The organism is uncultured Senegalimassilia sp. (assembly GCF_934630535.1).
In the GTDB taxonomy this organism is placed as follows: Bacteria; Actinomycetota; Coriobacteriia; order Coriobacteriales; family Eggerthellaceae; genus Senegalimassilia.
This window is the reverse complement of the sequence record NZ_CAKTVU010000018.1, coordinates 14,301-36,756: the sequence shown is the minus strand read 5'-3', so window position 1 is coordinate 36,756 and position 22,456 is coordinate 14,301. Positions and strand designations below refer to the sequence as shown.

At 63.2% G+C, this 22,456-nt stretch carries 14 protein-coding genes and 1 riboswitch; of the genes, 5 read left to right on the top strand and 9 right to left on the bottom strand.

Annotation, left to right across the window (positions count from 1 at the left end; genetic code table 11):
* Window positions 1–163: 163 nt before the first annotated feature.
* From Q0D52_RS08435 to Q0D52_RS08415, 5 genes are all read right to left on the bottom strand, one after another.
* Window positions 164–961, bottom strand: coding sequence for an ECF transporter S component (locus tag Q0D52_RS08435; RefSeq protein WP_294381965.1), 798 nt, complete (start codon window positions 959–961; stop codon window positions 164–166).
* On the bottom strand, window positions 951–2,681 hold the full coding sequence (locus Q0D52_RS08430; protein WP_294381960.1) for an ABC transporter ATP-binding protein: 1,731 nt from the start codon (window positions 2,679–2,681) through the stop codon (window positions 951–953). Before Q0D52_RS08430 ends, Q0D52_RS08435 begins: the two co-directional genes overlap by 11 nt.
* Window positions 2,678–3,544, bottom strand: a complete 867-nt coding sequence (locus tag Q0D52_RS08425) for an energy-coupling factor transporter transmembrane component T (protein ID WP_294381957.1) — start codon at window positions 3,542–3,544, stop codon at window positions 2,678–2,680. The genes Q0D52_RS08430 and Q0D52_RS08425 overlap by 4 nt, the downstream gene beginning before the upstream one ends.
* A gap of 139 nt (window positions 3,545–3,683) precedes the next feature.
* On the bottom strand, window positions 3,684–4,568 hold the full coding sequence (locus Q0D52_RS08420) for a DUF4430 domain-containing protein (protein ID WP_294381954.1): 885 nt from the start codon (window positions 4,566–4,568) through the stop codon (window positions 3,684–3,686).
* Window positions 4,569–4,577: 9 nt separating this feature from the next.
* Window positions 4,578–11,699, bottom strand: a complete 7,122-nt coding sequence (locus Q0D52_RS08415; RefSeq protein ID WP_294381952.1) for a DUF4430 domain-containing protein — start codon at window positions 11,697–11,699, stop codon at window positions 4,578–4,580.
* 581 nt (window positions 11,700–12,280) lie between these two features.
* On the opposite strand from Q0D52_RS08415, the gene Q0D52_RS08410 reads away from it, so the two are divergent.
* Window positions 12,281–12,697 carry an MGMT family protein gene (locus tag Q0D52_RS08410; protein ID WP_366930339.1) on the top strand — a complete coding sequence of 139 codons (417 nt, stop codon included), beginning with the start codon at window positions 12,281–12,283 and terminating at the stop codon, window positions 12,695–12,697.
* A gap of 36 nt (window positions 12,698–12,733) precedes the next feature.
* On the opposite strand, the gene Q0D52_RS08405 is transcribed toward Q0D52_RS08410, so the two are convergent.
* The 3 genes from Q0D52_RS08405 to Q0D52_RS08395 are packed head-to-tail and all read right to left on the bottom strand — an operon-like array spanning window position 12,734 to window position 17,341.
* Complete coding sequence (locus Q0D52_RS08405; RefSeq protein ID WP_294381947.1) at window positions 12,734–14,530, bottom strand: NAD(P)/FAD-dependent oxidoreductase; 1,797 nt, start codon at window positions 14,528–14,530, stop codon at window positions 12,734–12,736.
* A gap of 13 nt (window positions 14,531–14,543) precedes the next feature.
* Window positions 14,544–15,902, bottom strand: coding sequence for an aminoacetone oxidase family FAD-binding enzyme (locus Q0D52_RS08400; RefSeq protein ID WP_294381944.1), 1,359 nt, complete (start codon window positions 15,900–15,902; stop codon window positions 14,544–14,546).
* Window positions 15,902–17,341 (bottom strand): sodium:alanine symporter family protein, encoded by a 1,440-nt coding sequence (locus Q0D52_RS08395; RefSeq protein WP_294381941.1) that lies wholly within the window; start codon window positions 17,339–17,341, stop codon window positions 15,902–15,904. Before Q0D52_RS08395 ends, Q0D52_RS08400 begins: the two co-directional genes overlap by 1 nt.
* A gap of 250 nt (window positions 17,342–17,591) precedes the next feature.
* A riboswitch (FMN riboswitch) is annotated at window positions 17,592–17,774 on the top strand.
* Between the two features lie 155 nt (window positions 17,775–17,929).
* On the opposite strand from Q0D52_RS08395, the gene Q0D52_RS08390 reads away from it, so the two are divergent.
* The 4 genes from Q0D52_RS08390 to Q0D52_RS08375 all read left to right on the top strand — a co-directional run bounded on the left by Q0D52_RS08390 (window position 17,930) and on the right by Q0D52_RS08375 (window position 21,929).
* Window positions 17,930–18,520: an ECF transporter S component gene (locus Q0D52_RS08390; RefSeq protein ID WP_294381938.1), complete on the top strand. Its 591-nt coding sequence runs from the start codon at window positions 17,930–17,932 to the stop codon at window positions 18,518–18,520.
* Between the two features lie 282 nt (window positions 18,521–18,802).
* Window positions 18,803–20,692 (top strand): energy-coupling factor transporter ATPase, encoded by a 1,890-nt coding sequence (locus Q0D52_RS08385; protein WP_294381933.1) that lies wholly within the window; start codon window positions 18,803–18,805, stop codon window positions 20,690–20,692.
* Entirely contained in the window at window positions 20,689–21,489 is an 801-nt protein-coding gene (locus tag Q0D52_RS08380; RefSeq protein WP_294381931.1) for an energy-coupling factor transporter transmembrane protein EcfT, read from the top strand. The genes Q0D52_RS08385 and Q0D52_RS08380 overlap by 4 nt, the downstream gene beginning before the upstream one ends.
* 29 nt (window positions 21,490–21,518) lie before the next feature.
* Window positions 21,519–21,929 (top strand): pyridoxamine 5'-phosphate oxidase family protein, encoded by a 411-nt coding sequence (locus Q0D52_RS08375; protein WP_114621244.1) that lies wholly within the window; start codon window positions 21,519–21,521, stop codon window positions 21,927–21,929.
* A gap of 86 nt (window positions 21,930–22,015) precedes the next feature.
* On the opposite strand, the gene Q0D52_RS08370 is transcribed toward Q0D52_RS08375, so the two are convergent.
* Window positions 22,016–22,336, bottom strand: coding sequence for a DUF1292 domain-containing protein (locus tag Q0D52_RS08370; protein WP_042437046.1), 321 nt, complete (start codon window positions 22,334–22,336; stop codon window positions 22,016–22,018).
* Between the last annotated feature and the right edge of the window lie 120 nt (window positions 22,337–22,456).

Sequence of the window (22,456 nt, the reverse complement as noted above, 5' to 3'; positions counted from 1 at the left end):
GCGGGGATGTATATTACGCGGCCGGCGGCCTCTTGACAATCCCTTGATTCGGATTTTGCCCTGGTCTTCACATCCTGTACACAATATGTAGCGTATGCTTCTACATTTGCTGGTATTTCTTAGATTACATACTACATGTTGTGTTTTGCTCCTTCCAGCTTGTCTACTCCATTCCGTACTTGCTTTTGATTCGCTTCAGCTTGCGACGCCAAGGGGCATATAGCGCCGCCAGGAACACGACCGTGGCTACACCGTGGGTCACATCGAATGGCAGAGCAGTTGCGTAGACCAACAGGATTCCGGCGAGGCCGCTTGCTTGCGCGTGGTAGAAGCTAAGGATGCTCCATGCGTTGAGGATGAAACCGTACATGAGGCACGAAACAAAACCATATATATAGATGATCACGGCATGTCGCTCGATCAAGGGCTGCTTGCGCGAGCTCCGGTCTTCCCCGCATTCGGCGAGCCTGCTGTTATCGGCGTCTTTAGAGGCTTTTGCGGGGATTGCCGTCAACAGCCCTGCCCCGTACCCTACGAGACCCCATGCGTACATCTGCCATGGGGTCCATGGGCCCTGACCGAAGAAGAAATTCGATGCCAGTGCGGCAAGCGCACCTACCATGAACCCGCTTTTGCGGCCGAACACCACGCCGGCGATGATGGCTATTGCGCTGACCGGTTTGAGATCCGGGATGGGGGCGAACAGGATTCGCCCTGCTGCGGCAAGGGCGGCAAGGACCACCGTTGGCATGATGTCGCGCAAACGCGGGGCGGAGGATTCGTATGCAGCGAAGAACACGCCGAGCGACGCGAGAACGACCACAAGGGACAGAAGCGCCGTCTGATCGGCGTTCGCGAGCGTGCATGCTACCAGGATTGCGGGCGTTGTGCAGATCGATAGAGCTTCCAGGGCGATTCGGCCTTTTGCGCGATGGTCGCGCTTGGGGCGATTATTCGTCATGAGCTACACCGTCTTCCGCGATTTGACCGAAGAAACGGCACTCCGAATTCGGACGATAGATCAGGTTGTTGTCGAAGAAGTCCTGAACAGGCTCCGTGCAGGCGAGCTCTCCGTCGAAGAACATGGAGACCTCGTCCGCCGTAGCGAATGCGAAGTCCAGATCGTGCGTGACCAAGACGATGGTTTTGCCCTCCGCCGCCAATGCCTTCACGATGCGCGAAAGGTCGGCGGACGATGCGGGATCGAGTCCCTTCGTAGGCTCGTCGAGGAACAGCAACCGAGGCTGCGCGAGCAGCAGCTTGGCGATCGCGAGCTTTTGCTGCTGCCCGCCGGACAAGTCGAATGGATGGCGGTTCAGCTGGTCTGACAAGCCGAAGCGCTGCGCCATGGCATGCGCGGCCTGCTCGTCGTAGGCGCAACGCGACGCCCACTCCATGAGCTCCTCTTCTACGGAATCGCACACAAGAAGCGCCTTGGGGTCTTGCGGCAGCAAAGCCTGAGATGCCGCTAGCTTATTGTCGATACGGCCGCGTTGCGGCGTCAGCACGCCGGCAAGGCAACGCAAAAGCGTGGTTTTGCCGCATCCGTTGCCGCCCACAAGCGCATGGACGCTGCCCTGTCGGACGCGAAACTCCACCCCGCGAAGGACCCAAGGCGCATGACGGTCGAAGCGGAAATGCACGTCACGGGCAGTTAAGGCTGCGTCAGCATCGGCAAGCTGAGCGCATCGGCTTTCGAAATACGGAGACAACGCGGCTTTTGCGCCCTCGAACGTGCCGATCGGTCCGGGCGCGCTTAAGTCGATGCGCTGGGTTGCATACGAGCGAACGTCCTCTGGCGAATGCGTGGCCATGACGACGGTGATGCCGAGTTCGCGGTTCACGCGGGAAAGCATGAACAGGAACTGCTTGACGGCGTTGGGGTCGAGCTGGGCAGTCGGCTCGTCAAGCAGCAGGATCCTAGGGCGCAACGCGAGCACGGCAGCCAAGTTGACAAGCTGCTTTTGACCTCCCGAAAGATCTTCGGTTTTCGACCTGATCCACGGCTCGATGCCGAAGAAGTGCGCAACCTCTGCAATGCGGCGGCGCATCTGGTCGGGTTCGGTTCCCAGGTTCTCCAGGCCGAACGCCAACTCGTGCCAAACGGTATCGCACACGATCTGCGCAGCGGGATCTTGCATGACATAGCCGATAAGCTGGGCGGATTCCAGCGGGGTTATCGGGTTTGCGAACGGATTTGCGGATGGGTTCGCCGGATGGTCTGCAGCTCGGCGATCCTTATGCGGCTTCAAGGAGCGGCCGAGCACGAAGATGCCGCCTGACGATTCGCCAACCGGGGCGAGTTCAGGTTTGAGGGAGCGCAAAAGCGTGGTTTTTCCCGAGCCGGTGGCCCCAACGAGGACGCAAAACGCACCCTGCTCGACGCGAATGCCCACATTGCTCAAGACTGCGCGAGATTCGCCACGATCCCCCTCTTCGGGCGGGTAGACAAACGTATAGCCGCTCACCAGCACTGCAGGAATAGGGGATTCTTCGGTCGCATCGGCGCAGGGACGAGAAGCGTCCTTCGGAGCGCACGACGGTGCAGCGTCGGATGCCGCCATCCCGTAAGAACGTCCGGGGAGCTCGGGCACTTGACCGCCCACCTGCACTGCCGGAACAAGGGATTCTTCGGCGTCCTGGGCATTGTTTTCGAAAAGAGAGCGGTTTTGGGGATTCATCGGCACGACCTCCAACGCCACCAATCCAGGATAGATAGGGCGACCGGGAACAGCATGAGCAGAGCATAAGGCGCAAAATGCCACCAGGGGCCAACGGCCTTCATGGTCGGATAGAACGCATATCCCGACAATTCGACCACCGCGCAAACCACCGAGGCTGCGACCAGGACGAACAAGCAGGCTAGCACGCAAACATCGGCAAATCCGATATGGAAACGACGATACGACGTGCGTTTTGCGCCGCAATCGTAGCCACGGGCGCGCATGGCATCGCTACGTTCAAGGGAATCCTCCATTCCCCAGCCCATGAGCACGTTCACCACGCGCAAACGGGCTGCGGCTTTTTCGCGCTTGGTTTGCGCCGTTGCGGCACTAGCGGCGTTCTGCACCGCTAAAACGGCACGTCCACGCGAAACGAATTGAGGCACCAGGCGCAACACCTGCGACACCATCAAAGTGACAACGGGAAGCAGGCGCCCGAACAGCATCATGGTACGTTGGCTATCCAGGCAAGCCGAATAGGAAGCAAACCACAGGAACACGGCGGCGAACATACCACCCGAGCATAAGCCGTAGATGACCGCCTCGGCATATACCGCTCGCGACCCGATGCGAAACAGCTCGGTAGAGCCCGATGCCACGAAAAACGGGTTCGCCGCCGCCACGATAAGGCAGAGCGGGATGACCCATCTCAGCGACAGCAAGGTCGCGCGCCCGCCGCGGCACACCGCCGAGCACGCCAACGCCCCCGCAAGGGAGAAGGTCACGTAAACGGGATGCATGCACCCCATGCTCAACGCAAGCGAGCACGCGATGAACGCGAATGGAACGATGGGATGGTAGGTATGGAACACGCAGGTCATATAAGGTATCTCAACTTCACGGAAAAGGCGGGCGCGCACCCCCCCCTGTGGCCGGGGGCGCGTTCATGCAGCGGTCATCTCGGCTTCATGGAAAAGGCCGGGGAGAGCCCCGGCCTTACATTCTGGAACAACGGTTTCCCTAGCCGGTCACATAGTACCAGACGACCACATCGCCGTTGGAGAGCACGTAGTTGGTGCATGCCGTCATGGGTGTGCTGCCGTTGACGGAGTACATCCAGCCGGAGGTTCCGCCGTGCTCTTTTTCGGCAAGCCCGCCGATCGCGGCAACGTAGGTTCCGTACGAGGTGCTACGCGCGTTGACGGACAAGCCAAGGGCGCACAGCGCATCGTAGGGCGTGGCGCCGGCATTGAACGAGTACGACCCGCTGGCGGAAACCGGATTGCCGACGGCGCTGCTGGAAACCGACACCGATACGGTGACGATGTTCGCCGCAGGAGACTGCTGGCCAGCGGAGCCGGAAGCTTGCGACCCGGAATCGCCCGACGCTGAAGTGGAAGGCTGGGAGCCGCCGCCTGCGGCGCTACCGGAATCCGCGAACGCACCGCCGTCGTTGCCGTTACCGGCCGAATCCGAATCAGGGTTTTGCCCGGCAGAGGAGCCCGATTCGCCGTTTTGCTCGGATGAATCGGATTCCGCCTTCGAATGCGCCTCCGATTCGGCATCGACCTTGACCTCGCCGGTGACCTTCATTGCCGTTACGCTGCCTTGCTCCGTGGTTTGCGCTTCCTGAGCGGACGACTGAGCAGCCGATCCATCTTGCCCCCCGAAGCCGCCCGCAAGGGCAAAAGCGCCGACGCAGACGAGCAGCGCCGATGCAGCAAGGAGCGCGATGATGCCGCCTTTGACCTTCGGGGAAAGACGCGAGGCTGAGCTCGAATGCGGCTGCTGCCCAGAAGGCGTCGAACCCGCGGTCAGAGCGGCCGCCTCCGCCGAGCTGCGCCGGGCAGCATCGCCCGCCGCAGCCGTCTCTTCTTGGGCGGCTTCGTTGATTCGCTCGGACATAGCGGCCTCCTACTTGACGCCGTTCATGCGGCGCTTGGCAAGCAGCCACCAGACACCTGCACCGATGATGCCCGCAACGCCCAGGGCGAGGACCACGTAGGGCCAAATGGGGCCGTGGGAACCGTTGTCGTTTTCGACATCGTCGGAGGAATCGGAGCTGTTGGCGGTAGCGGTGCGCTGTTCGGCGGCGCCGCTAGCGCTCACGCTCGCAGAAGAGGAAACCTCCTGGTGCGCAGAAGCGCTTGCCGACACGCCGTCGGTCTGCTGCGCGGCACCGCCCGCTGCAACAGGCGCAGATGCAGGGGCGACCGATCCGGCGACCGTAGGCTGCGTGCCGAGGTCGGAGCCGGGAGCCGGGTTCGGATCGGGGTCCGGGTCGGGCTGCGGCGCGGGACCGGGCTGCGGCGCGGGAGCCGGATCGGGCACGGGCGAAGGCGAAGGCTTCTCACCGCCGCCGACCAGCTTGAACAGCGTGCCGGAGTCGTTGATGTAGTACAGATTGCCCTCGGCATCGCAGATGACCGGGGAATCGCAGCAGTTGTTGAAGCCCTTGGCATCGTAGGCCAACGTTGCCTGCGCATCGCCGACCTTGTAGCGATACACGCCGCCGCCCGAGGTGTAGTTCACCCAGTCGCTGGTTTCGCCAGAGTTTACCGTGAAGTACACATACGTTTCGCCGTTTTGCGTGGACACGAGCGGGGCCGCCTTGATGCCGCCCAATCCCTTCGTCCAAGGCAGCAGTGCGCCGTCGGCTTGGGTGATGAGCGTGGATGCCAGGCTATCCAGGTCGACGATCGCAAGCGCCGCGGCGCCGCCTTCCACCTCGCCGCCGACGTACATGGTGCTGCCGTTGACGGTAGGCATGCTGGCGCACCCGGAAAGGCCCAGATCGACGACCTTGGTTTCCTTGATGGAGCCTTGCTCGTCGATGGCAAGCACGTGCAGCTTGCCATCGCGGGACATCACGTACAGGGTTTTGCCGTCGGCCGACGCCACGCACGAGGAGTTCACCAGCGTGCCAAGGGAAACCGTGCTGACAACGGAGCCCGCACCGCTGAGCACCTCGACGGTGCCGGCGCTGGTTGCCACGACCGTGTAGGCGCCCACGTTCACGGCACCGCCCCAGTAATAACCTTCGCCGGCGTTGTTATGCTGCCAAACCACCGCTCCCGTAAGGATGTTGATGCAGGTGAGGAAGCCGTTGTTGTAGGTGCCAGCCGCGAAATCCACGTCGCACGTGCCCACATACGCATAGTTGCCGCTGACCGTGATCGCGGAATTGGACTGCGCAAGGGCGCTGAGCTTGTCGGTGGCCCACACGGTAGTCAGGTTATCGGCCGTAAGAGCCTGCACGGCGCCGCCGTCAAGCGGGACCATGATCACGCCCTGAGCATAAACGGGGCGCGTGGTGTAGCCGATGGAGGAGATGAGGTTAGCCTGCGCAACCACTTCGCCCGTAGACGAATCGATCTTAAGCAAGCGATTGTTTACGGCCAGGTACACGAAACCGTTCACGATGACGGGCTCGCTGGCGTTAGGATACTGCGCACTGGAGAACTGCTTGTAGTCGAGCGTCCAGTCCGACTTCATATAGTCGGTAGGGGTTGCCGCCGTGGTGGGGCGGGACTGATCGCCGGCCCAATCCGCCTTCCAATCGGGGCGAGGCGCGGAAGGATCGATCGTCACCTCGTCAAGGTTCGGAAGCGTGTTCGTTCCATGCACCCAGGAAATGGTGTCGCCGGATTTGAGCATAAGCCCGTCCGAGCTGTTGATGGCCTTCCCGTTGATCAGGCAGTTCCATCCGCCCTGGCGCTTAACACCAGATGGCGAGGTTATGGAAACGAGAAGCCAAGAAGACCCATACTCACGAACATCGCAAACGAGCCCGCATTCTTTGAAGAAGCTCAAGCAGATGTCGTCGAAGGATGCGGTTGCCAGCTCGTTGCGCGAGCGCTGCGCCCAGCGTTCGGCTTTGCCGCTGTCGTCCTGGTCGATAACCTCCACCGTGATGTTCATCTGCCCGGGCATGGCGCCATCGGCGCCGTAGACCCAGCTGACCTTGTCGCCGGCGTGCAGAACGCAGCCATCGGCACCGGAGTTCGCGTATTCGCCGTTTACGAACAGCTGCCAGTAATTGCCGGTGCTTTCTTCCCAGCCAAGCGTGACGTTTTCATCGAACGGCGAGGTGATGGTGTTGAGGTAGAAGCCGTATGACGAATCCTGGATGTCGGCGGTCAGGCCCGCCTGATTGAACAGGGCGCGCGTCAAATCTGCCGCAGTGGAGCCCTCGGACACGTCGAAGGTGGTCGGCTGCGCCCAGATCTGCTGGTTTCCATTAGCATCCTGGCCGACGACCTCGCACGACACCGAAAGGGCGTCCGTGGGCGCCGATTCGCCATAGGCGCTGTAGGCCCATTGGACGCTGTCACCCTCTTCAAGGACGTAACCGCCCGCGCCGACCGTAGAGGCCTTGCCGTTGATGAACAGCTGCCAGTACTTGCCGGTCTTCTGGTCATAACCGAGCATGAGGGTCTTATCGAACGGCGAAGCGATGGTGTTGAGAATCCAACCCCAGCTGCCATTGGGGTTGTAGTCCGCCTTCAACCCGGTTTGACGGAACAGCTCCTCGGACAAGTCGGCCGCGGTAGCGCCGTTTGCAAGCGTGAAGCTCTGCGCGGCGGCCCACGTCTGCTGGTTGCCCTGCGCATCAACGCCGATTACGGAGCACGTGGCGCTGACCTGCGGATTCACGATGCCGCTGGTGCCGGTGACCGTGATGGTCGCGGCGACTTCCTGGTTCGCCAGCTTCGCGTAGGCCTGATTGTCGGGGAAGCGCTCGGCATAGCGGGCGTACTTCTGGCTTGACAGGCTCGAGGCGATGGTGATCTTCGTGTTGTATTCAGGCTGCGTTACCTGCAGGTTCTCGTGGGAGACGACGGCCTGGTTGCTGGACTTGAACGTGCGCCAGCCCTGCGTGCCCATGCTGTCGTAGCCCGGCAGATCGACCGGCACGATGCCCGGCGCGGTTGCGTCGGTGGTGTTGCGATCGTAGCTCCATGCCAGGTTGCCGTCGGCGTCGAGATAGGCCTTCTGGAACGCGTGCAAATCACCCGTAACGGCCTTGGCGTCCTGGCCGTTCAGGATAGCGGCGGCGTAGCCCGCCTTCGCCTGCTCCATAAGGGCGAGCTCGGCGTCCACGTTCGCCTGATCAAGCGGCTTGACCTGGTAATCAAGCGTTTTGATTGCCGTGATCTCGGGGTTCGACTTGTCGGCGACCGTCAGCGTGATGCTGGTTGCCGCCGCGGATTCCCCCGGCTGCGGCTGGTAAACCGTGCCTTTGTAGCCGTTGAACGAGATATGGTCGGTGCTGGCGGAGTATTCGACCTTGTAGTATTTGCCATCCACGTCGAGCGTGCGCGTGGTGGGCATCTGCAGGTCATCGGAAAGCCCGTCTTTGTCGGCGACGGAGTTTTCGCCGGAATACTTCACGTTGTCGTACGTGAAGCCGGCGCCCACCTTCTTTTGCAGAGCGGCCTTTTCGGCAGCAACCTTATCAGGATCGCCCTTGACCGTGATATCGAAGGCATGGGTGCCCGTAACGCTGGTGCTATCGCCGCCAGCGTTGCTGAGCAGCTTCACGGTTGCGGTCAGCGTGACCTGGCGGTCCGATGCGGTGCGCGTGACCGCACCGGCATAATCGCTCCACCCGTAACCGCTGATCTTCACCTGGTCGCTGGAGCTCTCCCATGCAACCTCGTACTTGTTGGCGGAGCCGGCACGATACGGAAGCGTGACCTTGCCGGTGACGGCATCGGCGTTGTCGCCGTTGGAATAGCCGATGGCCAGCTGCTGGGCAACGTTGTCCAGGCGCTGCTGAAGCTTATCCTCGTTCCAGGGAATGAGGACGCTGCCCGGCGCATAGCTGGCGGTTTCGCCGCCCTTGGAAAGGGTGAACGAAACCTTGGCGGTACGCAGACCGTCGAAGTTGTAGCCCGAATACTCGTTCGGGTCCATGTCGAAGAACGTGATGGCGCCGTTGGTGTCGTCATCGGCGGCGGAAACGCCGACCGTCGCCTTGTCGCTTGCGGAGACGAATTGGACGGAGTCCACCTTGGCGGTAACGCCTTGGAAGCCCATTTCGGCGATCTTCGCCTCAAGCACGCTGTTGAGGTTGGCGTCGTTCCCGTATTCGGGCGCGGGCTTGACGTTTTTCTCGGACAGCTTCTGCACCACCGCATCGATCGAATCGCGATCGATGACCTTGTTGGCGAACACGGTTTCCACGCGGGAGGAACCGCTGGTCGCAACAACCTTCAGGTACTTGCCGGCAGCCGCAGCGGGCACGCTGATGCTTGCGCCTTCCACGCCTTCGAGCTGGGTGAACTGCCCGTCAGCCGCATCGGCGGCGAACCACGAGAAGGCGACGCCGTCGTCGACCTTCACGCCGTTGATGGTATTCAAGTCGGCTCGCTTGGACTGGGCCTCGGCCGTCACGGCGTCACCGGTGACGAGATGGGTGGTGGAGCTGATCGCCTGCGGCGTGGTGATCACGCGCAGCAGATCGTACTCGCCTGCTGCTGCCACCGTGGTGCCCGACACCCATTCGACCGTGTTGTCCAAGGAGTACGCCGTGACTTTAAGGGATTTGCCCGCAAGCGAGGCACCGATGGTCAGCTCGCCATCGGAGGAAACGCCGCCCGTGACCTGCTGCCAATCGGCATCTTCGCCGCCCTTGGCATACCAGGTATAAGTAAGGTTGGCGTCGTCGGGCACGTTTTGGTTGTAATAGCCGCTGGAGACCTTCGCCTGAGGCGTGACGGTGCGGCCGACCTGCAAGATGGTGGTTGCCACGTCCTTGATCTCAACGGAGGAAAGCGTGTACTGGCCCGCAATGGTAACGGGGCCGATAGGGTTCACGGATGTGGTGCCGCCATAGTACGAGGGCTTTTGCGTGCTGACCACCGAGCCGTCGCTGACGGCCTTCACGCGGATGTACTTGCCCACCATGGCATCGGATACCGTGTACGTGGGCTGATCGGCCGCATCCTGGATATCCTTGAAATCGGAATCGGACGTGGTCTTGGCGTCAGCGTATTGCCACTGGTAATGTACCTTGTCGGTTGGGGAAACCTTGGAGTAGCTGCTGGTGTAAGCGGCGGCCGTGAGCACGGCGCCCACCTTTGCCGAACCGGTGACCTCGACATGATGAAGCGTCACCGCACCCGCTTCAACCACGGGACCGCGGATTGCCTTCACATCGCCGAAGCCGCCGTCGGCGCAGGCCTGGATGTACTTGCCCAGGTAGGCGTCAGCCACCGTGAACGTGTTGCTTTGCGCGCCTTCGATCTTGGTGGTGCAAGAGTTCGAGCTATCGCCGTAGTACCAGGACCACGCGACGCGGGCGTTGTCGGACACATCGCCAGATGCAGCCGTTGCGGTTGCCGTGAGGGTGTCACCGACGTTGATTTTGCCGGTAGAGCCTTCGAACTGCACATTGGTGACGTTGATGGAGCCGGCGGCAGCGATGGTCTTCGTGGCGCTCGTGGTGCGTTTGCTGCTGCCGATCTTCGAGGAAACGACGCATTTGACGTATTTGCCCTGCAGCGCGTCGGTCAACGCGAGCGTTTCCTGCGTTTCGCCGGCAATATCCGTATAGGACCCGTTTTTCGAATCGCTCTGCTGCCATTGGAAGTTCAGCTTGGAGGCTTCGATGAACGAAGACGCGCCCTTCTCCTTGGCAAGCGCCCTAACCGTGTCGCCCACGCAATAGACGTAGGAACCGGATTCGGAACCGGCGGGGGCAAGAAAAGCGCTATAGATATCGACGGCGCCGGCCTGCTTGAAGGGCCCCACATAGCTGGTGGAGTAACCGCCGTACGTAACGTCGTTCGCACCGGCATTGGCCGACACGGTTACGTAACACCCTTCCAGGCCGTCGTCGACAGAGAGGGTGCTGCCGTTCTGGCCCTCGATGGTTTCCCACGTTGCATAGCTGGAGGGAGCCGAGGTTCCCTTGAACTTCTTCCACGTATACGTGACTTTTGAGTCGTCAACGTACGTTGGGCTAGAGCTTAATCCGGTGTACGCCTTCGCCGTGAGCGTTGCGCCGATCTCGGTGGAGGGAGCCTTCAGCTCCACGCCCGCCAGCTTAACGGCGCCGGCGGACAGAACGGCGTCGGACGTGGTTGCAGACTGCTCGTTCACGCCCGCACTTGCCGTGACTTTAATGTACTTGCCCTGATATTCGGACGTCAGGGCGAAGGTGCCGGCCGTCTGGCCTTCGATGACCGTGAACGTCCCGTATTTGGAATCGGAGTAGCTCCAGGTATAGGAAACGTTGATGTCATCGGTCACTTGTGCGGAATAGCTGGTGTAGGCAGCGGCCGTGAGCGTATCGCCGACGGCGGGAGCGCTGGAGCTGAGGGTAACCTTGTAGAGTTGCGCCTGACCGGCGGACAGAACGGGACCGGGAACGTCATTGGCGTTCACGCCCGATCCGTAGCTTTTCGCCGGGCCGTAGTAGTCCTTGCCATCCGCCGTTACCTTGCAGATGAAGTATTTGCCGGCCATGTCGGACGTGACGGTAAGGCTTTGCGACTGGCCGACCAGCTCGGTGTAGTCGGAGACCGACTCCGATTTCTTGGAGCCCGCCATCCAGGCATACGTCCACGTGCCAGGGTTGGAGACGGAGTATTCCTCCCAGTCCTCTTCGTCGTAGACGTTTGCCCACAAGGTGTCGCCTGCGGAAAGGGAGCCCGACTTCGTGGAGTAGCTATTGTCCTTGGCGTCCTGGATATAGACCTTCGCGCTTGAAGACAGGGACACGTCAGCCTGGGCACCCGCATCGTCGTCATCAGATAGCGCATTGGCAAGGGTTTCATCTGCGAAAACGCTTGCTTGCGCAGCCTCAGGCTGCGCGGAAGCCGCCGCCCCTTCGGGCTGGGCAGAGGTTTCGCTCTGCTCGGGACCGGATGCCGTTGCGCCGGACGAGTCGGACGCAGCCGAATCGGCGGGCGCCGTGCTTTCCGCGTTTTGATCTTGCGTCAGGGCGCTATCAAGCTCCTGCGCTTGCGACTGCGCGTTGGCCGTTGCAGCCTCTTGCGTTTCGGCAAGCGCTGCAGAAGGCGTCATGGACACCGCGAGCGTTGCTGCTAAGAATACCGAGAATACGCGCCGAATGGGCGATGTTGACGGCCGCTGTGCTGCGGCCTTCGCGCCAGAGGGCGCAGACGAGCCCGCTTGAACGCGGGTTTGCCCGACGCTTTGCGCGCGTTCGGACGATTCGCCGATGGTCATCGGAACCTCTCTTCCAGGGCTTCGTGCGATGGATGGGCATTCCGACTTCGCCTCACCTGAACGGCCCGCATGCCTGCGGCGGTGCCTGCCGGCGGACCCGCGCATAAGCCAAGCCGCCAACCCGTTCATCAGCGTATACGGTTCCTGGTAGAGCACGGGATTCGCACCCGCATTCCCCCAAGCGGCCAAGTCCCTTCCCCAGCCGCCCGCGCCGTGCCCGACGCAACCATCTGTGCCAATTTTTCGAACATGTGATTTTACCATGTCTGAGCTGGGAATTAGCCGAGGTTTCGACAGGGGGCCTGAGAGATTTCGCGAGGTTGCAAGATAGCGGATTTGCGCAAGTTGTCGGATTTCCTGCCTATAATTGTGCGGAAGCAGACGATGTTGCCGCAGCATGTGATCGGGGGCCGAACATGGGCGAATTCAACGACAAGGTGTATGAGACGGTGCGGCGGGTGCCACGTGGGAAGGTTGCGGCGTATGGGCAGATCGCGCGGCTGATCGGACAGCCTCGCAAGGCGCGGTTCGTCGGGTATGCCATGCACGGGAACCCCGACCCGTGGGATTGCGCGGCTCAGACGGGGATCCCTTGCCACCGCGTGGTGTTCAAGGACGGCTCGCTTGCGCCGGGTTTCGCGTTCGGCGGGCCCGACGAGCAACGGGCGAGGCTTGTCGCGGAAGGCGTGACGTTTTTGGACGACGGACGCGTCGACATGCGGGCATGCCAGTGGGACGGCCGGGATGCCGAAGGCGCGAGCAGCGGCGCGGCGGCCGAGGAGCCGACTGCGCCGCCGATCGATTTCGATTGGGCTGCTGAGCTGGGCGAATAGGCGGTTGCTTTTGAGCTGGCTCTCGCGGCTGCTTTCCTATTCGCGTTGCAGGCTCTCCACAAGGGCGCTTGCCACGCGCAGGCCGTCGCAAGCTGCGGACATGATGCCGCCGGCATAGCCCGCACCCTCGCCGCAAGGATAGAGGCCGGTTTCGGGCTCGGGCGCGGCGGCGGTAGCAGGCGCTGCCGCCAGGGAGGCCTGCATGTTCTTGCCGCGCACGATTCGCACGGGGCTTGAGCTGCGGGTTTCCACGCCGGTGAGCACGGCCTGCGGATCGGCGAAACCGTGCAAGCGACGGTCAAGCTGCGGAAGCGCCTGCTCCATAGCGCGCGCCACGAACGGCGGAAGGCACTCGTGCAGGTCGCACCATGCGACGCCGCGCGCGTAGGTGGGCTTCACCTGCTTGCTCGGGCCGCCGGCGCGATGCGCCAGGAAGTCGCCAACGGTTTGGGCGGGCGCCTGATACGGTTCGCCGCCGGCGGCGATGGCGGTTCGGTAGGCCGCCCGCTCCATCTCGCGCTGCAGCTTGACGCCCGCAAGCGGGTCTTCGCCGTCGAAATCCTCGGGGCCTACGCCGACCAGCAGCGCGCTGTTGGCGTTTCGGCCGTCGCGCGCGAAGCGGCTCATGCCGTTGACCACCACGCCTTCCGGCTCGCTGGCGGCGCACACCACTTCCCCACCTGGGCACATACAGAACGTGTACACGCCGCGGCCCTGTTCTTCGCCTTTTTGCGGGCGCAGATGCATCGACAGCTTGTAGTCGGCGGCGCCAAGCGCCGGATGGTCGGCGGCCTTGCCGTACTGCGAGCGGTTGATGAGCTGCTGAGGATGCTCGATGCGCACGCCCACGGAGAACGGCTTCTGCTCCATATGCACGCCCGCATCGCGCACGAGCTCGAACGTGTCACGGGCGGAATGGCCGCACGCCAGCACGACGCGGCTTGCAGGGACCAGCTCGGCGACGGATTCGGTTTGGGCGGGTTCCGGACAGTTAGCGCTACGTCCCCGAAGCGTCTGCGGAAGTGCCGGGGTGGGTTGGAGGCTGGTAATCTCGGCTTGGGCTAGGCGGCCGTTTTCGAAATGCAGGGCGGTGAGCTGAGTGTTGAAGCAGACTTCGCCGCCGGCTTGCTCGATCTGCTTGCGGATGTTGCGCACGATGTCCACGAGCAGATCGGTGCCGATGTGGGGTTTTGCCTGCCAGAGAATCTCCTCGGGCGCACCTGCTTCCACGAACAGGTGCAGGACGTGCTGCGCCCAGGGGCTTTTGATGTTCGTGGTGAGTTTGCCGTCCGAGAACGTCCCCGCCCCGCCTTCGCCGTACTGGATGTTGGTGTGCGGATCGAGCGGATCGCCGGCGTTGAAGGCATCGACCGCCGCCATGCGCTCGTCGACCGCCGCACCGCGCTCGACCACAAGCGGGCGCAAACCGGCACGCGCCAGGTAGAGCGCGCAGAACAAGCCGGCCGGGCCGGTGCCCACCACGATGGGTCGGGGTTCGTCCTGCGCCCGAGGCGTTGCACCGACTTGCGGAACCCGCAACGGCTCGTAGGGACGATGAGCCTTCACGTTCGCGGCGCCTTTGCGGTGCGCGGCGGCCTCGACGGCCGCAGCTTCGGCCTTGGTTCCGCCTGCCAGCTCCACGCCGAGCGTTGCCACGAAGTGCACGTCGTGCTTTTTGCGCGCGTCGACGCTGCGTTTAAGCAGGCGGATTTCGGTTATATCGTTCGGCGGGATATTGAGCGCTCGGGCCGCGGCGCGGCGCACGAGCTTTTCAGCTTGCTTGCCTTCAAGCCCGGCATCGAGCGGAAGGGCAAGGTTTGAGATCTCGAGCATGGTTTCCTCCGGGCTATCGGTTGCGATGACGGGCGTTTCGGGAAGCATCCCCGCCGCGTTGGTTGCGAGATTTGCCGCGCGGGGCTTTTTTCCCGCCCGACATGCGATTAGCTGCGGCGCGGCCGGAGAGCATGCCGCTTGACCAAGCCCAATGCAGGTTGAAGCCACCACAGGGCGCGTCGACGTCGAGTGCCTCGCCCGTGACGAACAGGCCCGGGACGTCAAGCGCTTCGCAGGTAGCGGGGCTGAACCGCTCCACAGGAAAGCCGCCGCGGCGCACCTGGCATTGACGTTCGTCGCCAATGCCCTCGACCTTCAGGCGCATACCCTTGAGCATGTCGCAAAGCTGGGGAACCATCTCTTGTGTAAACCGGTCACCGGTACGCAAACCCGCTTGCCTCAGGGCTGCGGCGGACACCGCGGGCAGCAGCAGGCCCTCGAGGAAGCGATCAAGCGCAAGTTCGCCGCCCGTCAGCTTCCGCATCCGCTTACGGCGCGTCATCATGAAGCACTCCATGTTCTGCGAGGGGATGTCGGGCAGGAAGTCGACGACCAGGTTATCGCCGGGCTGCGCAAAACGCGACAAGTTGAACACCGCCACGCCGGAGACCCCGTAGTCGCGGAACAGCAGCTCGCCGCGTTCGCTTGCAACGCGCCGCCCGCCGCGCTCAAGATGAACGGTCCCGCGCACGCGGATGTTGTTGAGCTGCCGCGTGAGCTTGGCGCTTTGCGCGTCAACGCGCAAAGGCCCCAGAACGGGCAGCAGGTCCGAGCAAGCCAGCGGCTTCGGAAGCTGGATGCTGCTTGCAGCGCGCCCGCCGACGGCCACAATGACCGCCGCCGCATGCGCTATCGTCTTGTCGGCGAAGCGGATGTTGAAGCAGCCCGCACCGCCCGGAGCCGGCGCGTCAACGCGCAAGGCACGCTTGTCGGTTTGCACGTCGACACCCAGCTCGGCAGCGGTGGATCGCAGCACGTCCAGCACGCTGGCGGCTTTGTTCGCCATGGGGTACAAGCGGCCCTCGGATTCTTCGCGCGTCACAAGGCCCATGTCGGCGAACCGCTCGAGCACGGGGTTCGCCTCAAGGGTTCGCATGCTGGTTTTACCGCGTTCCGCTATATAGACGCTTTGCAGGTGTATGAGCGCCTGCTCCACAAAAGCCTGATTGCGATACGCGTCAGCGCTGATGCAGGCATTGGAGATGTTGCAACGGCCGTTGCCGGTTGCCAGGATGGAGCGGCCGATGCGCTCGGGGTCGGCCTCGAACAGGGCCACGTGCGCTAAAGCGCCCGCCTGGCGCAGCGCAAGCGATGCTTCCACAGCCGCCATCAGGCCCGATGCGCCGCCGCCTATGATTGCGATAGTTTCCATTACGCCTTCTTGCGGGTAAACACGCTTTTCTCGGGGAGCTCGTGGATGTCGACGCGCAGCTCCTCGTCGATGTTGCCGTCGTAGACGTAATGCTGCGTTTCCTTGCCCACCATGCCGGCGCACAGCAGCACCATGAGGATGTTAGGCAGCGCCATGAGCGCGTTGGAGATATCGGTGGCCGTCCAGGCAACATCGCCGACGCCCACGCCGCCCAAAAAGCCCATGCAGATGTAAAAGCCCAGGTACAGCGGCACCCAACGGCGGCCGAACAGGTACAGGGTGACGCGCTCGCCGTAGTAGCTCCAGCCGATGATGGTGGAATAGGCGAAGCACAGGATGCCCAGCATGAGGATGGGCGCGCCCACATAGGGGATGGTGGCGAACACGGCGTTGGCGAGCGTGGCGCCGTTGGTGACGCCGGCATCCTGGATGAGCGTGGGGTGCGCGCACAACGACGAGACGATGACCAGGGCCGTTACAAAGCAGATGACCACCGTGCACCAAAACGGGCCGGTCATGGCCACAAGCGCCTGGCGCGCGGGGTTTTTCGACTCGGCGGCGGCGCTAATGAGCGGAGCCGTGCCCAGGCCCGCCTCGTTGGAGAACAGGCCGCGCGCGCAGCCGAACTGCAGCGCCACGACGATGCCGCTGCCCACCGCGCCGCCAAAGGCCGCGCGAGGGGTGAAGGCGCATTCGAAGATCAACCTGAACGACTCGCCGATAAACGCCCAGTTGCACACAAGGATATAGGCGCAGCCCAGAATGTACGCGAAGCCCATGATGGGCACGAGCTTCTCGCAGATGTTGGAGATGGTGCCCAGGCCGCCCATGATGATGAGCAGGGCGCTGCCGCACACGATGGCGGCGACGATCCAGGGCTCGACGCCGAAGTTCGCCTGCGCAACCGAGGTGATGGCGCTGGTCTGCACGGCCGACCCGACGCCGAAGACGGTGAAGCACGCCATGACCGCGAACCAGATGGCCATGAACTTCGCCCACCACGGCACGGTGCCGTCGGGGCGCTTGTAACGCTGCTCCCACACGTGCATGGCGCCGCCCATCATGTGGCCTTGGCGGTCCTTCACGCGATATTTCATGGCGGCATAGACCTCGGTGTATTTGGTGGCCATGCCCAAGATGCCGGTAAGCCACATCCACAGCACCGCACCCGGCCCGCCGGAGAGCACGGCCGTGGCCACGCCGACGATCGAGCCCGTTCCCAGCGTGGAGGCGAGCGAGGTTGCCATGGCGCCGAAGTTGCTGACGTCGCCCTGCGCCCCGTTGTCCTTCGTGACGGAAAGCTTCAGGGCCAACGGCAGTTTGCGCTGGATGCCTTTGGTGCGGATGGTGGTGTAGATGTGGCAGCCCAGCAGCAAGATGATCATAGGCGGCCCCCAGACGGCGGCGTCTATGCTGTCGAGCACTTCGATGTAGTCCATGCAAAACCTCGTAGCCTTAAAGATGAGTCCCTTTAGGGACGCGAACGGCTTATTATAGAGCCGCGTTCGCCGCAGACCGCCGAAGTCTCGGCGAAAAAGCGCATTGCGTAGCGCTTCGGTAGGGAAACAAACCCTTCCGCGTCGATTTCCTATAACCGTTCGCCATATATCGGCCCCCAAAACGCGGAAAACATCCATAGCCCAAACGGTTGCGAAGCCATGCCGGCGCAGCTAAACTAGATGCCATTGAATTCTGTTTCAGGGCGAGGTGGAAATCCTCACTGGCGGTAACCGGATACGCGCGGCAGCAAGCCGCAGCCAAGCCGGAAGTCCGCGACCCTGTGCGTCAAGCGGCGGCAAGCCGCATGCACGCAAGGTTGACCTGGTGCGAATCCAGGACCAACGGTCAAAGTCCGGATGGAAGAGGCAGAGTTCGCGAAACGCACCGCACGGCGCCGCATGGCCAGCGGGAAGTTGTTGAGCGAATACAAGCCCGTATGGAAGGAATTCATACGGGCTTGTCTCTTTTTCGCGAAGCTTGAGAGCAAAACCCGTGGGAAGAAGGCTTCGCGGGAAGAAGGTTCAATCATGTCTCAGGCAACCGCCGCAAATGCACCCATTAAGAACACGAACCGCTGGTCGACGCGCCAGCTGGTCACCATGGCCCTTATGTGCGCCATCGCCGCGCTGCTGTCGTTCGTGCAGATCCCCATCCTGCCCGCAGCGCCGTTTCTGACCTACGACCCCTCGCTCATGCCCGCCATGGTCTGCGGCTTCGCCTTCGGCCCGGGCGCCGGCTTCGCCGTGGGCGTCGTCGCCGCCATCATCCACAGCCTGATGCTGGGCGAATGGGTCGGCGGCCTTATGAACATCTGCGCCACGCTGTTCTTCGTGGTGCCCGCCGCCGCCATCTACGCCCGCAAGCACACGTTCGCCGGCGCCATCATCGGCCTGCTGGTCGGCTGCGTGGTGGCCACCGTCGGCGCCGTCGCCGCGAACCTGACCATCGGCGTGTGGTTCTGGTACGGCAGCGCCGACGTCATCATGCCGCTCATGCTCCCCGCCGTCGTTCCGTTCAACCTGATCAAGACCGTGCTGAACAGCGCGCTGACCCTGCTGGTGTACAAGGCAGTCTCCAACCTGATCACCCCGAAGAAGGACCAGGTCAAAGGCCGCTAGGCAACCGCGTTCCCAACCGTGCCGCCCCTGCGCGGCACGGTCCCGCCGGCAAGCAGGATCATCCCGCTTGCCGGCGGGACCGTACAACGGGAGACAAGGAGCGGGCGCTGCGAGCCGACTTTCATAGGGAAGGGCACCCAAGGGCGAGCGCCTGAAGGGTTGCGGCCCAGGTTGCGCCGGCCGAAGCGGGCCGCCCCGCTTGAAGCTAGCCCCCGAATCCGGTTCGCACCCCGCAAAACGCAACGCAATTCGCCGATTCACGGAAGGATCGTAGAGCGAATCATGATAGATGTTCAAAACGTCCGCTTCACCTACGACGGTGCGAACTTCGCCCTTGACGGCGTGAGCCTGCACGTACGCAAGGGCGAATTCCTGTGCATCTTAGGCGGCAACGGAAGCGGCAAGTCAACGCTGGCCAAGCACCTGAACGCCCTGCTCATCCCCGACGAGGGCAGCGTCAAAGTGCAGGACATGGCCACCGCGGACGCCGACTACACGTACCGCATCCGCGAGACGGTGGGCATGGTGTTCCAAAATCCCGACGACCAGCTGGTGGCCTCGCTTGTGGAAGACGACGTGGCCTTCGGGCCCGAGAACCTGGGCGTCCCCACCGACGAGCTGCGCGAACGCGTGACGCAGGCGCTTGAGGATGTGGGGCTTTCGGGCTTCGAGCGCCACGAGACGCACGCGTTGTCCGGCGGGCAGAAGCAACGCGTGGCCATCGCCGGCGTGCTTGCCATGAACCCTGCGGTGCTCGTGCTCGACGAGGCTTCGGCCATGCTCGACCCCCGCGGCCGAGCAGGCCTGATGCGCGTCTGCCGCGAGCTGCACGAACGCGGGATGACCATCGTGATGATCACGCATTATATGGAGGAGGCGGCGCAGGCCGACCGCGTGGTGGTCATGGAGCGCGGGCACGTGGCGCTCGAGGGGACGCCCGACGAGGTGCTCGTGCAGGCTCGTGCGCTGGCGCACCTGAACCTTGACGTGCCGTTTGCGGCCCGTCTGTCGCTGGATTTGCGCGATGCGGGCATGGCCGTGCAGCCCACCGTGGATGCGGGGAAGCTGGCGCACGAGGTCCTGGCGCTCGGCGAAGCTGCCGGCATATGCACCCCAGCCGACGCGAACGCAGGGGTGGCCGACGCGACCGACGCCGACGTCGACTTCCCCACCTGCGAGGGCGACGCCGACGCTCCTGCGCTCATCGAGTTCCAGGACGTCAGCTTCACCTACGACGCCGCCGAGGCCAAGAAGCAGCGCAAGCGCAAGCAGGCGCCTGCAGCCCGCCAGGCGAAATGGGGCAACAGCCCCGACAGCCTATGGGCTGTGCGCGATGTCTCGCTCCAGGTGCGCCGCGGCGAGTTCCTCGGCGTGGCCGGGCACACCGGCAGCGGCAAATCGACGCTCATCCAGCATATGAACGGCATCTTGAAGCCCACCTCGGGTCGCGTGCTCATCGATGGCGTCGACATTGCCTCGAAGGGCGCCGAGTCGAAGGTGCGAGGATCGATCGGCGTGGTGTTCCAGTATCCCGAGCACCAGCTGTTCGCCGAAACCGTGTACAAGGACGTGGCGTTCGGGCCGCGCAACCTGGGGCTTTCGGGCGAAGAGGTGGACGCGCTCGTGCGCAGCTCGCTCGAGCGCGTGGGGCTTTCCTTCGACGAGCTTGCCGAGAAGAGCCCGTTCGAGCTTTCGGGCGGCCAGCAGCGCCGCGTGGCGTTCGCCGGCGTGCTTGCCATGGACCCGCAGGTGCTCGTGCTCGACGAGCCGGCGGCAGGCCTGGACCCCGCCAGCAAGCGCTCGTTCTTGCAGATGATCGCGCGCTTGCATGATCAGGGCCTCACCGTGGTCATGGTGTCGCACTGCATGGACGACCTTGCCGCCATGTGCGACCGCGTGGCAGTCATGAACGAAGGTCGGCTGCTTGGCGTCGGCGCTCCCGAGCGCCTGTTCCTGCATGCACGCAAGCTCAAGGAAGTGGGCCTGGGAACCACCGAGCCGCAGGCGTTCGCGGAGGCGCTACGCGCGGGCGGATGGCCCCTTGAGCAGGGGAAGCTGTACACGGAGAGGGACCTGGCGAACATGATCGCCGCCACCTGCGGCGCGGGCCGCGGCGGCGCCGGCACCGCCTCCCCCTCCCCGACCGACGCTGAAGGCCAGGTGGTCGAATGAACCCGGGCTTTTCCTTCGGCAGCTACGTTGCCGGCACCAGCTGCGTGCATCGGCTCGACCCGCGCACGAAGCTCATAGCGGGCTGCGCGTTCATCGTGGTGCTGCTGTGCGCGAAAACCGCGGCGGCTCTAGCGGTGTGCGCGGCGTTCACGGCGCTTTGCTACGTGTTGGCGCAAATCCCGCCAAGCAAGGCGGCGCGGTCGCTGGCTCCGCTTATGGCCATCGTGATCATCGTGGCGGTGCTGAACCTGTTCGTCACGCAAGGCGGCCAGGTGCTCGTCGACTGGGGCATCCTGCGCATCAGCGAGGCGGGCGTGCAAACCTGCCTGTTCATGGGCGCGCGTCTGACCATCATGATGCTGGGGATGAGCCTGATCACCTTGACCACCATGACCATCGATTTGACCGAGGCGTTCGAATGGGTGCTCAAGCCCTTCGCCCGCTTCGGCGTGCCCGCCCACGAGCTGGGCATGATCATGGGCATCGCGCTGCGCTTCATGCCGCAGTTCGCCAACGAGCTTGCCGTGGTCTACCACGCTCAGGTCAGCCGCGGCGCCCGTCTGTCGAACAGCCCCGCACGCGGCGTGCGCATGCTCACTTCGCTCATGGTACCCTTGTTCACCAGCGTGTTCCGTCATGCCGAAACGCTTTCGGCGGCCATGGACGCGCGTTGCTATCACGGCGGCGAAGGGCGCACGCATCTGCATCCGCTCCGCTTCGCCCCGCGCGACGGCATAGCCGCCGTCTTCATGGCCGTTTTAGCCGGCTGCGTCGCAGCCATCGGCTACTTGCTATAACCGACCGGTTCCAAGACTAGGAGGATCACATGACCGGCAACGAGACCATCCTGCAGTATCTGACGAACGTCCCCGCATGGTACCTGGCCACCAGCGTGAACGACCAGCCGCACGTGCGCCCGTTCAGCTTCGCCGCCGAGCAGGACGGTAAGATCTGGTTCGTCACCGCCACCACCAAGGACGTGTGGGAAGAGCTGCAGCAGAACCAGAAGTTCGAGGCATCCAGTTGGTGGCCCGGCCACGGCTGGCTGATCCTGCGCGGCAAGGCCGGCCTTGAGGACAAGGCCAACGCCGACATGCGCTACGCCGGCTACGCGCATCTGTGCAGCCTGGGCGAGAGCTACGACGGCCCCGACGACCCCACGCTGGTGTTCTTCAGCGTCGAGGAGCCCGAGGCTTGGATCTGCAACCACGAGGAGTGGAAGCCGATCGAGCTGTAGCGGTGCCGCATATAACGAAAAACAGGAAGGGCACGGCTGCGAGCCGTGCCCTTCCTTATACGTACCGTTTAACGAATCTATAGCGCCTACTCGAAGTCGTACAAGTCCTTGGCGGCCTGCTTGAAGTCCTCGTAGACTTCCTGGGCGATAGCCTGGTCTTCGACCAACTCGAACGCGGCGGGCTGGCCATCCTCGTCAAGCTCGGTCACCTCAAGCGGGATGATCTCGCCCGAGCTGCATGCCGGGCTGTCCTCGGTGACCGGAAAGAAGAAGCCGTACCGGCGGCCCTCGTGCAAGATCAAGCCGAGGAACTCAAGGTCAATCTGATCGCCCTTCTCGTCCTGGAACGTGAGGGTGATGCCCTCTTCGGTGGGCGGGCAGAAATTCGGGGCGCTTCCTTCGCGCATGGCAACTCCTTATAACATGGCCGGCAATGCTTCCGGCCGATTCCTCCATAGCCTGCGTACATGGATTCACATGGGCTTCCCAGCGTATCACAATCGATTGCGATACGCTCGCCAACCCCC

Bases quoted from the DNA above. Each gene is read 5' to 3' on its own strand.
- Q0D52_RS08435 (WP_294381965.1), bottom strand. From the start codon at position 961: ATGACGAATAATCGCCCCAAGCGCGACCATCGCGCAAAAGGCCGAATC.
- Q0D52_RS08430 (WP_294381960.1), bottom strand. From the start codon at position 2,681: ATGAATCCCCAAAACCGCTCTCTTTTCGAAAACAATGCCCAGGACGCC.
- Q0D52_RS08425 (WP_294381957.1), bottom strand. From the start codon at position 3,544: ATGACCTGCGTGTTCCATACCTACCATCCCATCGTTCCATTCGCGTTC.
- Q0D52_RS08420 (WP_294381954.1), bottom strand. From the start codon at position 4,568: ATGTCCGAGCGAATCAACGAAGCCGCCCAAGAAGAGACGGCTGCGGCG.
- Q0D52_RS08415 (WP_294381952.1), bottom strand. From the start codon at position 11,699: ATGACGCCTTCTGCAGCGCTTGCCGAAACGCAAGAGGCTGCAACGGCC.
- Q0D52_RS08410 (WP_366930339.1), top strand. From the start codon at position 12,281: ATGGGCGAATTCAACGACAAGGTGTATGAGACGGTGCGGCGGGTGCCA.
- Q0D52_RS08405 (WP_294381947.1), bottom strand. From the start codon at position 14,530: ATGCTCGAGATCTCAAACCTTGCCCTTCCGCTCGATGCCGGGCTTGAA.
- Q0D52_RS08400 (WP_294381944.1), bottom strand. From the start codon at position 15,902: ATGGAAACTATCGCAATCATAGGCGGCGGCGCATCGGGCCTGATGGCG.
- Q0D52_RS08395 (WP_294381941.1), bottom strand. From the start codon at position 17,341: ATGGACTACATCGAAGTGCTCGACAGCATAGACGCCGCCGTCTGGGGG.
- Q0D52_RS08390 (WP_294381938.1), top strand. From the start codon at position 17,930: ATGTCTCAGGCAACCGCCGCAAATGCACCCATTAAGAACACGAACCGC.
- Q0D52_RS08385 (WP_294381933.1), top strand. From the start codon at position 18,803: ATGATAGATGTTCAAAACGTCCGCTTCACCTACGACGGTGCGAACTTC.
- Q0D52_RS08380 (WP_294381931.1), top strand. From the start codon at position 20,689: ATGAACCCGGGCTTTTCCTTCGGCAGCTACGTTGCCGGCACCAGCTGC.
- Q0D52_RS08375 (WP_114621244.1), top strand. From the start codon at position 21,519: ATGACCGGCAACGAGACCATCCTGCAGTATCTGACGAACGTCCCCGCA.
- Q0D52_RS08370 (WP_042437046.1), bottom strand. From the start codon at position 22,336: ATGCGCGAAGGAAGCGCCCCGAATTTCTGCCCGCCCACCGAAGAGGGC.